We start from the raw sequence: 15,704 nt of genomic DNA on the forward strand, positions 1-15,704 counted from the left end.
CGCAGGGTGACGGACTGAAGTCATTGCATCGAAAAGGCAGAACCTTTCAGCTCGTCTCGATCAGAACCTCGCCATATTCTTCCCGCAGCCGGTTCTTCAGCACCTTGCCGGTCGCGCCGAGCGGCAGGGCATCGACGAAGATGACCCGGTCGGGCACCTGCCATCTGGCGACCTTGCCGTCATAGAATTCGATCAGTTCCGCCTCGCTGAGTTCGCCGCCGGGCACGCGCACGGCGATCAGCACCGGGCGTTGGTCCCATTTCGGGTGGAAGGCGGCGATGGCGGCGGCATTGGCGATGCCCGGATGGGCGATGGCGATATTTTCCAGCTCGACCGTGGAAATCCATTCACCACCCGATTTGATGATATCCTTCGAGCGGTCGCGGATCACCATATAGCCGTCGGCATCTATGGTCGCCACATCGCCGGTATCGAACCAGCCATCCCCGGTCAGGGCGCTTTCGTCGTGACCGTAATAGCCTTCGACGATCCAGTGGCCACGGATCTGCAGCGCGCCCTGGGTCTGGCCGTCATGCGGCAGGGCGGTGCCGGCCTCGTCGACGATGCGCAGATCGACCCCCCATGGCGGGCGCCCCTGCCCCAGCCGGATACGGGCCTGTTCGTCAGGCGACAGGTGCTCGTGCTTCTGCAGAAGCTGGTTCAGCGTGCCAAGCGGCGAGGTCTCGGTCATTCCCCAGGCATGGATCAGGTCGACCCCATACCTGTCGCGGAAGGCCGGGATCATCGAGGGCGGCAGGGCCGAGCCGCCAACCACGGTGCGGGTCATGCTGTCGGCAGAGGCCCCGGTCTTTTCCAGCCCCGCCAGCAGCCCCATCCAGATCGTCGGCACGCCGAGCGAGATCGTCACCCCCTCGGCCTCGATCAGCCGGGCCAGGCTTTCGCCGTCCAGATTCGGCCCCGGCAGCACCAGCCGCGAACCGGCCTGAGCGGCGATATAGGGCACCCCCCAGGCGTTGACATGAAACATCGGCACCACCGGCATGACGCTGTCGCGCGCGGACAGCGCCAGCCCGTCCGGCTGGTTGCCGCCGATGGAATGCAGCACGATGGAGCGGTGCGAATACTGCACCCCCTTGGGATTGCCGGTCGTGCCCGAGGTATAGCACATCGCCGCCGGCGCACGCTCGTCGATCTCGGGCCAGGGATGATCCGGGTCGCCGGTTTCCAGCAATTCGTCATAGAACAGCATCCCCTCGATCCGCGCCGCCACTTCGTCGCGGGGGCCGAGCATGACCAGATGCTTCACCGTATCCAGATGGGTGCGGATCGGGGCCACCAGCGGCAGGAAGGTGGCATCGAACATGATCACCTCGTCCCCGGCATGATTGGCGATATAGGCGACCTGTTCGGGCGTCAGGCGGGGGTTGATCGTATGGGTCACCCGCCCGCCGCCGGCCACGCCGAAATAGATCTCCAGATGGCGGCGGTTGTTCCAGGCGATGGTGCCGACACGCGCACCGGGCGACACGCCCAGCCGATCCAGCGCCGAGGCCAGCCGGCGCGCATGTTCCGCCACCCCCGCCCAATTGCTGCGCGAGACCTCGCCCGTGGTCTCGACCGAGACCACCTCGGTGCCGCCGTGAAAGCGCGCCGCGTGGTCGATCAGCGAATTCACCGTCAGCTCCTGATACATCATCTTGCCGGTCATGATCATGCTCCTCCTCTGGCCGATTGTTCTATCAGATCATTCGCCGTTTTGCTGCATGTTTGAAGGCGAAGACGCAACCGAAACGCTGCGGCCTTCGTTAACGCATGGGATTGATCTTGCCGGGGGCTATCGGGCTATCTTCGAGCACAGAGATTCGACCCGAACCAAGGCCGCGGATGCAGGCTTGACCGGCACCGCCATGTTAAAGGACTGATCGCCATGCAGATGCTCATTCATTACACCGTTGCCGATTATGCCAAGTTCAAGTCGGCCTTCGACGCCGATGCCGAGGATCGCGGCAACAATTCCCTGTCGCTGCTGCAGCTCTGGCGGGAAAGCGGCACCAGTGCCTGGGCGCTGTTCGAGGTCCATGACGCCAAGAAGGCGCGCGAATATCTGAGCGGCGCCGCAGGCGTGTTCAATTCGCAGGCCGGAGTGTCGGCGGCAGATGCGCATGCGCTGGAAACCGCCTGAGACCACCCGGTGCGGCCCAATCCCCCGCGCCGGCAAACCCCGCAGATCATGGGTAAGACATGACCTCTGAGCTGACGGTTCTCGCGCTTGCCGCGCTGCTGCAAGCCGTCCAGATCAGCGCAGCGGCGTTGGTGATGAATGGCGATGTCGGCGCGAAATGGAATGCCGGGCCGCGCGATACCACGCCGGAATTCGCGCCCCTGACAGGGCGGCTCAGGCGGGCGGTGAACAACCATTTCGAATCGCTGATCTTCCTGACCATCGCCGTCACCGTGGTCAGCCTCTCCGGCCAGAGCAGCGGCTTTACCGCCGGCATGGCCTGGCTGCACCTGCTGGCCCGCGCGGCATATGTCCCGGCCTATGCCTTCGGCTGGACGCCCTGGCGCTCGATCATCTGGGGGGTGGGGTTCCTCGCCACCATGGCGATGATCCTCGCGGCACTGTTCTAGCCAGCGGATATACGCTGCGATCCGCATTTTTCCGGGTGATTACGGCGCGCGGCTTGTGTATGCACAGGCGTGATAGATGCCGCCGGAACGGGGCGGCCGAGTTCTGAAGGAGACCCGAATGTCCAGCTATGACCTCATCGTGATCGGCGCCGGCCCCGGCGGCTATGTCTGCGCCATCCGCGCCGCCCAGCTGGGCCAGAAGGTCGCCGTGGTCGAAGGCCGCGCCACGCTTGGCGGCACCTGCCTGAATGTCGGTTGCATCCCGTCCAAGGCACTGCTGCACGCCTCGCACATGTATCACGAGGCCGGCCACAATTTCGAGAAGATGGGCCTGATGGGCGAGGTCCCCTCGGTCGACTGGACGGTGACGCAAAGCTACAAGGCCGAAACCGTCGAGACCAATACCAAGGGCATCGAGTTCCTGTTCAAGAAGAACAAGATCGACTGGATCAAGGGCTGGGGCCAGATCGAGGCGCCCGGCAAGGTCAAGGTCGGGGATACGACTTATGACGCGAAGAACATCGTCATCGCCACCGGCTCGGAGCCGACGCCGCTGAAGGGCGTCGAGGTGGACAATGCCGGTGCCGTGATCGTCGATTCGACCGGCGCCCTGGTGCTGCCGAAGGTTCCCGCCAGCATGGTGGTGATCGGTGCCGGCGTGATCGGGCTGGAACTGGGTTCCGTCTATGCCCGGCTCGGCGCGAAGGTGACGGTGATCGAATATCTCGACGCCATCACCCCCGGCATGGATGCCGAGATCCAGAAGCAGTTGCAGAAGACCCTGACCAAGCAGGGGCTGGACTTCGTTCTCGGTGCCGCCGTGCAATCGGCCACGGCCAAGAACGGCAAGGCGACGGTGACCTACAAGCTGCGCAAGGACGACAGCGAACATTCGGTCGAGGCAGAGGTGGTGCTGCTGGCGACCGGCCGGCGGCCCTATCTGGACGGGCTCGGCCTCGACAAGGTCGGCGTCGCGCTGACCGATCGCGGACAGGTCGCGGTGGACAAGCACTGGGCGACCAACGTGCCCGGCATCTACGCGCTCGGCGATGCGGTCCCCGGCCCGATGCTGGCCCACAAGGCCGAGGATGAGGGCATGGCCGTGGCCGAGGTGATCGCCGGCAAGGCCGGGCACGTCAATTACGATGTCATCCCCGGCGTCATCTACACCACGCCGGAAGTGGCCAGCGTCGGTCTGACCGAAGCGGCGGCGAAGGAAACCGGGCGCAAGGTCAAGGTCGGGAAATTCCCCTTCCTCGGCAATGCCCGCGCCAAGGCGATGTTCCAGGGCGACGGTTTCGTGAAGATCGTGGCCGATGCCGAGACCGACCGCGTGTTGGGCGCCCATATCATCGGCCCGAGTGCCGGCGAGATGATCCACGAGATCTGTGTCGCCATGGAATTCGGCGCCTCGGCCGAGGATATCGCCCTGACCTGCCATGCCCACCCGACCACCTCGGAAGCGGTGCGCGAGGCGGCCTTGGCGCTTGGCGACGGGGCCATTCATGTCTGACGGCTGCGGCCTTCGCGCGGCCGGGCGGATGCTTGGCCGCGGTGCCGCCCTTCTGGGGCTTCTGCTGCTGGCCGCATGTGGTGGCGGCAGCGACGCCCGCGAAGAAGTAATCCTCCCGGCCACGGTCAGCACCAGCGGGCTGCATCCGGGCGAAACCCCGGAGATGCGGCGCAAGATCAATTACTGGGCCGCTCAGCACCAGATCCCGCCCTCGCTTCTGCATCGGGTGATCCAGCGCGAATCGGATTATCGCGCCCATGCCCGCAACGGCCCCTATTACGGGCTGATGCAGATCCTGCCGCAGACGGCGCGGACCATGGGCTATCAGGGTTCGCCGCAGGGGCTTCTGGATGCAGATACCAACCTGCAATTTGCCGGGCGCTACCTGCGCGGCGCCTATCTCGTTGCCGACGGCAATCAGGAGGAGGCCGTGCAATGGTATGCGCGCGGCTATTATTACGAGGCCAAGCGCAAGGGCCTGCTTCGGGAAACGGGGCTGAAGAACTGATGCGCCGGCTGGCCGCCCCGCTTGCCGCACTGGCCCTGCTTCTCTCGGCGGGCGGCGCGGCATCGCAGGAGGCCGAGCTGACCTTTTTCCGCATCGGCAACGGCTCGACCGCCGGGACCTATTACCCGATTGGCGGGATCATCGCGGCGGCGATCTCGAACCCGCCGGGCGGCGCACCCTGTGCCGAAGGCGGGGCCTGCGGGGTGCCGGGGCTGCTGGCCTCGGCCATCGCCACGGCGGGATCGGTCGAGAATGTCGAATCGATCGGTCGGGGGCGGCTGGAATCGGGCTTTGCCCAGGCCGATGTCGCCCACTGGGCGCAGACCGGGACCGGAAACTTCGCCGGCCTGCCGCCGATCGAGAACCTGCGCGCCATTGCCACGCTTTATCCCGAGACGCTGCATATCGTCGCCCGCGCTGATGCCGGCATCCGGAACCTGTCCGATCTGCGCGGCAAGCGGGTCTCGCTGGACGAACCGGGGTCGGGCACACTGGTCGACGCGCGCCTTGTGCTGGATGCCGCCGGCATCGCCGACGAAGACCTGACCCTGATGCACCTGCCCGCGACCCGCGCCGCCGTGGCCCTGCGAGAGGGCAAGCTCGACGCTTTCTTCTTCGTCGGCGGCTATCCGGCCCCGGCGATCAGCCAGCTGGCCGGGCAGGCCGATGTGACGCTGGTGCCCATCGACGGCGCGGTGGCCGATACCCTGACCCGGTCCGGCGCCTTCTTCCTGCGCGGCACGGTGCCGCAGGGCACCTATCGCGGCATCGCGACCGAAATCCCGACCCTGACCGTCGGCGCGCTCTGGGTAACTTCCGCCGAGCAGCCCGAGGACCTGATCCATGCCATGACCCGCGTGCTCTGGAACGACAATACCATGCACCAGTTGCAGGTCGGCCATCCTATCGGCCGGCGCATCCAGCGCGAACATGCGCTCGACGGGATCGCCATCCCCCTGCATCCGGGGGCCGAGCGTTACTATCGCGAGGCCGGGTTGCTGAAATAGCCCGCTTCGGGGTTGCATGAGACCGCCATCCGGGTCAGTTTCTGGGCACCTTCCGAAGGAGTGCCGGCCATGATCCCGCAGACCCAGTCCGAACATACCCGCAAGCTGTGCGCCCTTGCCCCGGTCATCCCGGTGCTGGTCATCGACGATGCCGCCCGGGCCGAAAAGCTGGGCGAGGCGCTGATCGCCGGCGGCCTGCCGGTGCTGGAGGTGACCTTGCGCACGCCGGCCGCGCTCGACGCGATCAAGCTGATGGCGAAGCTCTCGGGCGGCCATGTCGGTGCCGGCACCGTGCTGACCCCGGAACAGGTTTACCGCGCCAAGGATGCCGGCGCCTCTTTCGCCGTGGCGCCGGGCGCGACCGAAACGCTGATCCGCGCCTGCGAGGATGCCTCGCTGCCGCTGCTGCCCGGCGCGGTGACGGCCTCCGAAGTCATGCAGGCCAACGAATACGGCTATGACATGCTGAAATTCTTCCCCGCCTCGACCTCGGGCGGGGCGCCGGCGCTGAAGGCGCTGGCAGGCCCCTTGCCGCATGTGACCTTCTGCCCGACCGGCGGGGTGACGCCGGAAAACGCCAATGACTACCTGTCGCTGCCCAATGTGATCTGCGTCGGTTCCAGCTGGGTGGCGCCGGGCAAGGCGGTGGCCGAGGGCGACTGGTCCGGGATCGAGGCCCGTGCCCGCGAGGCGGCGCAGATCCGGAAGGGCTGATGTGACCGATACACAAACCATCGGTGTGCCCGAGGCAGCTGGCCCCGCCATGCGCCGGGCCTGGCGCAACGTCATCGTTCTGGTCATGGCCCAGGCGATCATGGGCGCGCAGATGCCGATGATCTTCACCATCGGCGGGCTGGCCGGGCTGATGCTATCGCCCAATCCCTGCTTCGCCACGCTGCCGGTCTCGATGATCGTTCTGGGATCGGCGCTGAGCGCGCGACCGCTTTCCGGCTTCATGCAGCGCCATGGCCGCCGCGCGGGTTTCCAGATCGCGGCACTGGCGGGGATGGGTGGGGCCGGAATCGCGGCACTGGCGCTTTATCAGGGCAGTTTCACACTTTACCTGCTCGGCTCGCTGCTGACCGGGATCTACATGTCGGCGCAGGGTTTCTATCGCTTCGCCGCAACCGATACCGCGCCCGAGGCTTTCGCGCCCCGCGCGATCAGCTTCGTCATGGCCGGCGGTCTGGCCTCGGCCTTCGTGGCGCTGAGCCTGCTGAAGCTGACCGACGGGCTGTCGGCGATCCCGCATCTTTACACCTATGGCGCCATCGTGGTGCTGAACCTGATCGGCATGATGCTGTTCATGGGTCTGGACATCCCGCGCCCGACCCCGCGCGCTGTCGGAGCGGCGCCTGAGGGCAGGCCCACGCGCGAAATCCTGCGCAACCCGGCCATCGTCGTCGCGATGATCTGCGCCATGGTCTCCTATGCGCTGATGAATCTTGTCATGACCTCGACACCCTTGGCCATGGTCGGCTGCGGCTTCGATCAGGCGCAGGCCGGCGACGTGGTGTTTTCGCATGTGCTGGCGATGTTCATCCCCAGCTTCTTCACCGGCCACCTGATCAACCGTTTCGGGGCCGAGCGCATTGTCGGCCTTGGCCTGCTGATCCTGACTGGCGCCGGCGCTGTGGCGCTGAGCGGGGTGGATCTGGGGAATTTCTATATTTCACTGATCCTGCTGGGTCTCGGCTGGAACTTCGGCTTCATCGGCGCCACCGCCATGCTGGCCCGCGCCCATGCCCCCGAGGAGCGCGGCCGGGTGCAGGGGATCAACGATCTGGTGGTCTTCGGCGGCGTCTTCCTGGCCTCGCTGTCATCGGGCGGGCTGATGAACTGCTCGGGCGCGATGGACGCACAGGCCGGGTGGAGCGCCGTCAACATGGCCATGGTGCCCTTCCTGGTGCTGGCGGGCGGGGCGCTGATCTGGCTGAGGATGCGCCCGAAGGCGATCTGAGGACCGGGGCGCTGCCCGTCGCCGGCTGACTTGAACCGATGGCGTCAGCCGGCAACCCCGAGGTATTTGTCACACCGAAGACGCGCGCATCCTGAGGATGTCCTCGGCGAGCGCCAGCGTCGAGGGGTCATGATCGGGCGAGGGTTTGCCGTCGAGAAGCGGCGCAACCGTGATCGCCAACTCCTTGCCAAGCTCGACCCCCCATTGATCGAAGCTGTTGATGCCGAAGATCACGCCTTCGACGAAGACGCGATGCTCGTAAAGCGCCACGATCTGGCCAAGCGCGAAGGGCGTCAGCCGCTCGATCAGAAGCGTGGTCGAGGGCCGGTTGCCGGGGAAGACGCGGTGGCGGGCCTGGCGTTCCAGTTCCGCGCCGGTCAGCCCCTTCTTCGCCATCATCCCGCGCGCCACATCTAGGCTGCGACCACGCATCAGTGCCTCGGACTGGGCGAGGCAATTGGCCAGAAGCAGCTTGTGATGGTGATCGAGCTTCGGCTCATGCCCCGTCGCGGCGGCGATGAACTCGCAGGGGACGATCTGCATCCCCTGATGGATCAGCTGGTAGAAGGCGTGCTGACCATTGGTGCCGGGCTCTCCCCAGACCACGGGGCCGGAAGGAACGGTCAGGTCCGATCCGTCCATGGCCACGCGCTTGCCGTTCGATTCCATCTCCAGCTGCTGCAGATAGGCGGGCAGCCGCGACAACCGGTTGTCATAGGGCAGCACGGCGCGGGTCGGATAGCCGTTCACCTGATAGTGCCAGATGCCGACGAGGGCCAGCATGACCGGCATGTTCTGCTGCAGGGGCGCGCTGCGGAAATGCGCGTCCATGGCGGCACCGCCGCGCAGGACCTCGCGGAAATTATCAGGGCCAATGGCGATCATCAGCGACAACCCGATCGGTCCCCACATGGAATAGCGCCCGCCGACCCAGTCCTCGAAGCCGAAGACGCGGGCGCCGTCGATGCCCCAGGCGGCGGTCTTGTCGGTCGCCGAAGACAGCGCCGCGAATTGCGCGCCGGCATCCCTGACCGTGGCCTTCATCCAGCCCATCGCCGTCTGGGCATTGGTCATCGTCTCGATGGTGGTGAAGGTCTTCGAGGCCACGATCACCAGCGTCGTTTCCGGGTTCAGCCCGGCCAGCACATCGGCGATATCGGCCCCGTCCACATTCGACACGAAATGCGTCTTCGGCCCGTCATGATAGGGCGAGAGCGCAATCGCGGCCATCTTCGGCCCGAGATCCGAGCCGCCGATGCCGATATTGACCACATCGGTGATCCGGCCACCCTGCCCCTTGAAGCTGCCATCGCGGACGGCATTGGCGAAGGCCTCCATCCGGTCCAGCGTCGCCGAGACCTCGGCGCTGATATCCTTGCCCTCGACCAGCAGCGGCTTGTCAGAGTTGCGCAGCGCCGTATGCAGGACCGAACGGTCCTCGGTCTCGTTGATGCGCGCGCCTGAAAACATCGCCTCGCGTTTTTCGGCCACGCCTGCGGCAAGGTCCAGCAGCGCGGCGCGGGCACCGGCATCGATATTGGTCTTCGAATAATCGAAGATCAGCCCGTCGGCCTGAACGCTGAAATCCTTGGGCCGGTTCGGATCGGCGTCGAACAGCGAGGTGATGCGCCGCTCGCCCGAGGGAAGCAGCTTGTGAAGGCGGGTCCAGATCGGTTCGAGGTCAGTCGGCATAATGCACCGTTGCGTCACGAAGGAAGATGGAAATCGGGGCGTCGAGCGGGCTCGCCCCGATGGCGGCATCGAGCGCGGCGCGCTTCTGCGCGCCGGTGATCAGGATATGGATGTTCAGCGCCGATTGCAGGGCCGGCGCGGTCAGGGTGATGCGCGGCTCGGCCCCGCCCCCCGCTGCCATGACCGGCGGCGCGTCATGGGCCAGAAGCTTGTCCAGCCCCCGCGCATTGGGAAACAGGCTGGCCGTGTGCATGTCGTCGCCCATGCCCAGCACCAGAACGGTAATCGGCAGGATCGGCTTCAGCCGCTCGGACAGGGCGGGCGCGGCCCCTTCCGGCGTCGGATCGCCGGTAAAAAGGTCCAGATAATCCGCCGAAGCCGCCGGCCCGTTCATCAGGGTCTCGCGCAGCATGGCCGAGTTCGAGCGCGGATGGCTGGCCGGCACCCAGCGTTCGTCGTTCAGAAACAGGGTGATATTCGCCCAGTCGAGCGGCAAGCCCGACAGCGCCCGAAACATCGGTGCCGGCGTCGAGCCCCCGGGCACGCACAGGCTTGCCGGCCCCACGGCCTCAAGCTGCTGGCGCAATTCCTGGGCGATACGATCGGCCAGCGACAGGGCCAGCAATTCGCGGTCGGGATAGGTGACGATCTCGGCGCACATCAGCGGATCTCCCGCCAGCGGCGGTTGTCGCGATGCATGAGGCGCAGCGCCTCCTCGGGGCCGGAGGAACCGGGGTCGTAGGGTTCGGGGCGGTTCTTGCCCTCTTCCCAGGACTTGATGATCGGATCGGCCCAGGCCCAGGCGGCCTCGACCTCGTCGCCGCGCATGAACAGCGTCTGGTTGCCCCGGATCACATCCATGATCAAACGCTCGTAAGCGTCCGGCATATCGGCGCTTTCGTCACCGAGCGCGTCGGCGAAGGACATGTCCAGCGGCACCTGCATCAGCCGCATCCCGCCGGGGCCGGGTTCCTTGATCATCACCGTCAGGTCCATGCCCTCGTCCGGTTGCAGGCGGATGACCAACTGGTTCGGCTTCTGCCCGCTTTCATCGAAGATCGAATGCGGCGGCTCGCGGAAGGTGATGACGATCTCGCTGGTGCGGGCGCGCAGCTTCTTGCCGGTGCGCAGATAGAAGGGCGTCCCCTGCCAGCGCCAGTTCGAGATGCGCACCTTCAGCGCGACATAGCTTTCGGTGCGGGTGGCCGGGTTTTCGGCATCTTCCAGATAGTCCGGCGCATCGCCATCGGATTCATACTGGCCACGCACGATCTCGTTTTCCTCGACCGGCTGCAGGGCACGGATCACCTTCAGCTTCTCGTCGCGGACGGCGTCGGGATCGAAGTGATAGGGCGGCTCCATCGCGGTCAGGCAGAGAAGCTGCATCAGGTGGTTCTGGACCATGTCGCGCATGGCGCCGGACTGGTCGTAATAGCTGCCGCGCCCGCCGACACCGACAGTTTCAGACACGGTGATCTGGACGTGATCGACGAATTGCGCGTTCCAGAGCGGCTCGAACAGGATATTGGCGAAGCGCACCGCCATCAGGTTCTGGACGGTTTCCTTGCCCAGATAATGGTCGATCCGGTAGATCTGCTTTTCGGCGAAATGCCGTGCCAGCGTGTCGTTCAGCGCGCGGGCCGATTCGAGGTCGCGGCCAAAGGGTTTTTCGACCACGATCCGGCTGTCCGTATCGGCGATGCCATATTCCGAGAGCCGCTGCGCCAGATCGCCGAACAGCGAGGGCGCGACCGAGAAATAGAAGGCCCGCACCACGCCGGGGCGCATCCGTTCCTTCAACTGCTCCCAGCCGCCGGTGCCCTTGGCGTCGATGGCGACATAGCCGAGCTGGCCCAGAAAGGCCTCTAGCTGGCTGCGGTCGACCTTCGGGGCGAATTCGTCGATGGCCTTGCGGACTTCCTCGCGGAAGCCTTCATCGGTCAGGTCCGAGCGGGCAGCGCCGATGATGCGCGCCTCGGGCGGCATCTGACCGGCGAGGAAACGGCGATAGAGACCGGGCAGAATCTTGCGATGGGCCAGGTCGCCGGTGGCGCCGAAAATGACCAGGTCGAAATCGTCGACGGGAATGGTTCTGACAACCATGGGCACCTCCTTGCTTGAGGAGTCCCTATCCGATGTTAGCGTTATCAGCAAGCCGCGATACTCCTAGCGGGTCAGGGCGCGGCCAAGCCGGGGCAGCCGCGCACGTTTCATCAGCGCCCGCAACGCGATGGCGGTGCCGAGATCGTTGGCCTTGTCATGCGCCGCGCGGGCAGCGGCGGCGACCGGATCGGGGTGATGGGCCCAAAGATCGGTCAGGAAGGCATCGGGATGAAGGGCGCGAATGCCGGCAGGCAGCGCGCGCGGCGGAAAATCGCGCAGGTTCATGGTGACGATCACCCCTGCCCCGGTTTCCAAGGCCGCCGCCAGCACATGCAGGTCCGCCGGGTCGGGCAGGTCGAAGCCCTTGGCGCGGGCCTCGTCGCCCGGCGTGACGGCTTCCGGGAAGCGCAGGCGCAGAAGCGCTGCCTCGGCCCCGGCGATCTCGGCATCGCGGGGGCCGAGTTTCGCCGCCGCGCGGGTCCCTTCGCCAAGGATACGTTCGGACCAGACCGGCCGGAACAGCCCCGCCGCCGCGACATCGCTCAGGATTTCGCGCAGCACGGTCGGGAACAGGACATTGGCGTCCAGAACCGCGATCATCCGTCCAGCCGGAAGAACAGCGCCTTGAGATAGCCGCTCTCGGCCAGTTGCGGCAGGGTCGGATGGTCCGGCCCGGCCTGCCCGTTATGGATCAGCTGCCCGCGCCGTCCGCCGCGCCCGATGCCCCGCGCCGAGGCATTGCGGAAGCTGGTCAGATCGGCGGCATGAGAGCAGGAGCAGAGCCCCAGATAGCCACCGGGCGCCACCAGCGGCGCGGCCAGCTTCGCCACCCGCTCATAGGCGCGCAGGCCCGCCTCCAGCGCCGGTTTCGACGGCGCAAAGGCCGGCGGGTCGCAGATCACCACCTCGAACTGCCGGCCCTCGGCCCCCATCGCCTCAAGCGCGGCGAAGGCGTCCTGCTGGATGGTGTCCAGCCTACCCTCGACCCCCATCGCCCCGGCCCCCTGGCGGGCGAGTGTCAGCGCCGGTTCCGACCCGTCGATGCAGGTCGCATGTTCCGCCCCTGCCGCCAGCATGGCTAGGCCGAAGCCGCCGACATGGCTGAACACATCCAGCACCCGGCCCGAAGCCAGCCGCTGCGCGAAGGCGTGATTCGGGCGTTGGTCATAGAAAAGCCCGGTCTTCTGCCCGCCCATCAGGTCGGCCATGTAGATGGCACCGTTCATCGGCACCTCGATCGGGGCGTCTGGCGCGGTGCCGGCAATGACCTCCATCCGCTCGTCCAACCCCTCCAGCCCACGCGTGCGCCCCTGTCCGTTGAGGATCACGGTAGAAACCCCGGTCACCTCACGCAGGGCGGTCGCGATCTCGCCCGCCATGGCATCGGCCCAGGCGGCATTAGGCTGGATCACCGCGTGATCGCCGAAACGGTCGACAATCAGGCCGGGCAGCCCGTCGGCCTCGGCATGGACCAGCCGATAGAAGGGGGCGTCGTAAAGCCGGCTCCGCAAGGCCAGCGCCCGCATCAACCGGGCGCGCAGCCAGTCGGGGCCGATCACCGCCTCGGGGTCGCTGTCCATGACCCGACCGATGATCTTCGAATTCGGGTTCACGGTGACGAGCGCCATGGGCCGCCGCTCGGGGTCTTCCAGCACCGCGAAGCTGCCCGGCTGAATGGCGCGTGTGCGGCGGTCGGTCACCACCTCATCGGCGAAAACCCAGGGGAATCCGTGGCGTATGGCCTGCGGCTTGGTCTTGGGGCGCAGGCGGATGACGGGAAGCGTGCTCATGGGGGATCCTTTCAGTCGCCCCGATGTGGCACGCCCCCGGCCCTGCGACAAGAGCGGCCCGGCCCGGTTGTAATGTTAACGCTAACGACGTATACAAAGGAAAGACCGCCAGAGGAGGCCAGCCATGACCCTGCACGCGACCATCGACCGTGTGACCGACCGGATCCGCGAACGCTCGCAGCAGACGCGCTCGGCTTACCTGACCCGCATCGCCAGGGCGGCCGAGGACGGCCCGCGCCGGGCGCATCTGTCCTGCGGCAATCAGGCCCATGCCTATGCGGGAATGGATAACAAGGACGATCTGGCGCTGAGCCGCAAGCCCAATATCGGCATCGTCACCGCCTATAACGACATGCTCTCGGCCCATCAGCCCTATGAGCGTTTCCCGGACCTGATCCGCGCCGCCGCCGCGCGCGCAGGCGCCACCGCGCAGGTCGCGGGCGGGGTGCCGGCCATGTGCGACGGGGTCACGCAGGGCCGCGCCGGGATGGAGCTGTCGCTGTTCTCGCGCGACGTGATCGCATTGGCGGCGGGCGTCGCCATGTCGCATGACACCTTCGATGCGGCGCTTTACCTTGGCGTCTGCGACAAGATCGTGCCGGGGCTGGTGATCGCGGCGGCGACCTTCGGCCATGTGCCTTCGGTCTTCGTGCCGGCCGGGCCGATGCCTTCGGGCCTGCCCAATGACGAGAAATCCAAGGTGCGCCAGCAATTCGCCGCCGGCGAGGTCGGGCGCGACAAGCTGATGGAGGCCGAGATGGCCTCCTATCACAGCCCCGGCACCTGCACCTTCTACGGCACCGCGAATTCCAACCAGATGCTGATGGAGATCATGGGCCTGCACCTGCCGGGTTCCAGCTTCGTGAACCCGAACACGGAAATGCGCGATGCGCTGACCGGGGCAGCGGCAGAACGGGCGGCGGCGATCACCCGGCTTGGCAACGACTATCTGCCGGTGGGCGAGATCCTGGACGAGCGCGCCTTCGTCAACGGCATTGTCGGGCTGATGGCCACCGGCGGCTCGACCAACCTCGTGCTGCATCTGCCGGCCATGGCGCGGGCGGCGGGGGTTCTGGTCGATATCGAGGATTTCCACGACATTTCCGACGCCGTGCCGCTGATGGCGCGGGTCTATCCGAACGGGCTGGCCGATGTGAACCATTTCCACGCCGCCGGCGGGCTTGGCTATATGGTCAGGCACCTGCTGGAAGCGGGCCTGCTGCACGAGGATGTGCGCACCGTCGCCGGCGGCGGCATGAACCGCTACATGACCGAGCCGAAGCTGCGCGATGGCCGCGTCACCTGGGAGGAAGGTCCGCGCGATTCGCTCAATGACAAGATCCTGCGCCCGGCCTCGGACCCGTTCGCGCCGATTGGCGGGCTGAAGCAGTTGCAGGGCAATCTGGGCCGCGGTGTCATCAAGATTTCCGCCGTCGCGCCCGAGCGTCACATCGTCGAAGCCCCGGCCCGCGTCTTCACCGATCAGGAACAGGTGAAGGCCGCCTTCAAGGCCGGCGAATTCACCAACGACACCATCGTCGTGGTCCGCTTCCAGGGACCCTCCGCGAACGGGATGCCGGAACTGCATTCGCTGACCCCAATCCTCGCCGTGTTGCAGGATCGCGGGCTGAAGGTGGCGCTTGTCACCGATGGGCGGATGTCGGGGGCATCGGGCAAGGTGCCGGCGGCGATCCATATCTCGCCCGAGGCGGCGAAGGGCGGGCCGCTGGCGCGCGTCCGCGATGGCGACCTGATCCGGCTCGACGCGGTGAATGGCGTGATCGAGTGCAAGGGCAAGGATTTCGACGCCCGCGAAGCCGCCGTGGCCGATCTTTCCGGCAATCAATACGGCATGGGCCGCGAGATGTTCGCGCTGTTCCGCGCCGCCGCCGGCGACGCGACCGAGGGCGCCTGCGGGATCGTCTGATCGCAGCATTTCCCCTTCATAGATCACCATGAGGGGGTTGTCATTTGTCTGACCGCTTTGCGGACGAAGCTGCCGTTGCTACGGTCTCGGGCACTGGCGGCAGGCAGCCCAAACACGACGTTCGGTTGCGATGAAAATCGACATGGAGTCCGACACGGACTTTACCGCCATGCTGAACAAGGTGCTGGTGCTGCGGGACGGGCGCGGGGCGCTGCCGGTCTAACGATCAGGACGGATCGTTCCCATTTTCGATAGGCTCATTTTGCGGTTCCTCGGGCTGCTTCCCTAGCAATCGCTTCTGGGCAGCCTCATAGAGAAGCTGCTCCCACTTCTCCAAATGCAGCACGATCCACGGAAAATCGAGATACTTAGCCAGCCCGATAGAAAACAACAGGGCAATAACGATCATAGCAGTAAAAACATAGCCCGGAACATACGGGCCAATTAGGCCCAGAACGAGGCCTTGAATAATGAAATAATAGAGAAATCTCTCGCGCTTGAACCCGACCTTGAGGCTTTGGACCTCTTTTTCCAGCACCGCCGCCTTGTCGTCGATCGATAACGTACAAATTCTTTCGCACATTTGACGGAGACGCCGGTTCCTTTCAAACT

16 protein-coding genes are annotated in these 15,704 nt (G+C 66.0%); 9 read left to right on the forward strand and 7 right to left on the reverse strand.

The features are described from left to right. Positions 1–46: 46 nt before the first annotated feature. The gene (locus tag Q0330_RS07780; protein WP_299476907.1) at positions 47–1,669 is read right to left on the reverse strand and encodes a long-chain-fatty-acid--CoA ligase; all 1,623 of its coding nucleotides are present in this window, start codon (positions 1,667–1,669) and stop codon (positions 47–49) included. Between Q0330_RS07780 and Q0330_RS07785 the strand changes: the two genes are divergently transcribed. The 8 genes from Q0330_RS07785 (at position 1,668) to Q0330_RS07820 (ending at position 7,580) form a co-directional block, all read left to right on the forward strand. Continuing rightward, complete coding sequence (locus Q0330_RS07785; protein WP_299476909.1) at positions 1,668–1,883, forward strand: hypothetical protein; 216 nt, start codon at positions 1,668–1,670, stop codon at positions 1,881–1,883. The genes Q0330_RS07780 and Q0330_RS07785 overlap by 2 nt on opposite strands. A gap of 5 nt (positions 1,884–1,888) precedes the next feature. Beyond that, positions 1,889–2,143 carry a hypothetical protein gene (locus Q0330_RS07790; RefSeq protein ID WP_299476911.1) on the forward strand — a complete coding sequence of 85 codons (255 nt, stop codon included), beginning with the start codon at positions 1,889–1,891 and terminating at the stop codon, positions 2,141–2,143. Between the two features lie 59 nt (positions 2,144–2,202). After that, on the forward strand, positions 2,203–2,592 hold the full coding sequence (locus Q0330_RS07795; protein WP_299476913.1) for an MAPEG family protein: 390 nt from the start codon (positions 2,203–2,205) through the stop codon (positions 2,590–2,592). 118 nt (positions 2,593–2,710) lie between these two features. Further along, the gene (gene lpdA, locus Q0330_RS07800) at positions 2,711–4,105 is read left to right on the forward strand and encodes a dihydrolipoyl dehydrogenase (protein ID WP_299476915.1); all 1,395 of its coding nucleotides are present in this window, start codon (positions 2,711–2,713) and stop codon (positions 4,103–4,105) included. Beyond that, positions 4,098–4,613: a lytic transglycosylase domain-containing protein gene (locus Q0330_RS07805; protein ID WP_299476917.1), complete on the forward strand. Its 516-nt coding sequence runs from the start codon at positions 4,098–4,100 to the stop codon at positions 4,611–4,613. Before lpdA ends, Q0330_RS07805 begins: the two co-directional genes overlap by 8 nt. Continuing rightward, positions 4,613–5,620 (forward strand): TAXI family TRAP transporter solute-binding subunit, encoded by a 1,008-nt coding sequence (locus Q0330_RS07810; RefSeq protein ID WP_299476919.1) that lies wholly within the window; start codon positions 4,613–4,615, stop codon positions 5,618–5,620. The genes Q0330_RS07805 and Q0330_RS07810 overlap by 1 nt, the downstream gene beginning before the upstream one ends. Before the next feature lie 69 nt (positions 5,621–5,689). Next, positions 5,690–6,334: a bifunctional 4-hydroxy-2-oxoglutarate aldolase/2-dehydro-3-deoxy-phosphogluconate aldolase gene (locus Q0330_RS07815; protein ID WP_299476922.1), complete on the forward strand. Its 645-nt coding sequence runs from the start codon at positions 5,690–5,692 to the stop codon at positions 6,332–6,334. A gap of 49 nt (positions 6,335–6,383) precedes the next feature. Continuing rightward, positions 6,384–7,580, forward strand: coding sequence for an MFS transporter (locus Q0330_RS07820; protein WP_299476956.1), 1,197 nt, complete (start codon positions 6,384–6,386; stop codon positions 7,578–7,580). A 69-nt stretch (positions 7,581–7,649) separates the two neighbouring features. Here Q0330_RS07820 and pgi read toward each other — a convergent pair whose 3' ends face one another. The 5 genes from pgi to Q0330_RS07845 all read right to left on the reverse strand — a co-directional run bounded on the left by pgi (position 7,650) and on the right by Q0330_RS07845 (position 13,165). After that, complete coding sequence (pgi, locus tag Q0330_RS07825; RefSeq protein ID WP_299476924.1) at positions 7,650–9,272, reverse strand: glucose-6-phosphate isomerase; 1,623 nt, start codon at positions 9,270–9,272, stop codon at positions 7,650–7,652. Then, entirely contained in the window at positions 9,262–9,933 is a 672-nt protein-coding gene (pgl, locus tag Q0330_RS07830) for a 6-phosphogluconolactonase (RefSeq protein ID WP_299476927.1), read from the reverse strand. The genes pgi and pgl overlap by 11 nt, the downstream gene beginning before the upstream one ends. Beyond that, complete coding sequence (gene zwf / locus Q0330_RS07835; protein WP_299476930.1) at positions 9,933–11,375, reverse strand: glucose-6-phosphate dehydrogenase; 1,443 nt, start codon at positions 11,373–11,375, stop codon at positions 9,933–9,935. The genes pgl and zwf overlap by 1 nt, the downstream gene beginning before the upstream one ends. Positions 11,376–11,438: 63 nt before the next feature. Continuing rightward, positions 11,439–11,975: an RSP_2648 family PIN domain-containing protein gene (locus tag Q0330_RS07840; RefSeq protein WP_299476933.1), complete on the reverse strand. Its 537-nt coding sequence runs from the start codon at positions 11,973–11,975 to the stop codon at positions 11,439–11,441. Further along, on the reverse strand, positions 11,972–13,165 hold the full coding sequence (locus Q0330_RS07845; RefSeq protein ID WP_299476936.1) for an RSP_2647 family RNA methyltransferase: 1,194 nt from the start codon (positions 13,163–13,165) through the stop codon (positions 11,972–11,974). Before Q0330_RS07845 ends, Q0330_RS07840 begins: the two co-directional genes overlap by 4 nt. 124 nt (positions 13,166–13,289) lie before the next feature. Here Q0330_RS07845 and edd point away from each other — a divergent pair, with 124 nt between their 5' ends. After that, positions 13,290–15,092 carry a phosphogluconate dehydratase gene (edd, locus tag Q0330_RS07850; RefSeq protein WP_299476939.1) on the forward strand — a complete coding sequence of 601 codons (1,803 nt, stop codon included), beginning with the start codon at positions 13,290–13,292 and terminating at the stop codon, positions 15,090–15,092. 226 nt (positions 15,093–15,318) lie between these two features. Here edd and Q0330_RS07855 read toward each other — a convergent pair. Then, on the reverse strand, positions 15,319–15,704 hold a 386-nt coding region (locus Q0330_RS07855), incomplete at its 5' end, for a hypothetical protein (protein WP_299476941.1).

The sequence above is a fragment of the uncultured Paracoccus sp. genome (genome assembly GCF_937873615.1).
GTDB lineage: Bacteria > Pseudomonadota > Alphaproteobacteria > Rhodobacterales > Rhodobacteraceae > Paracoccus.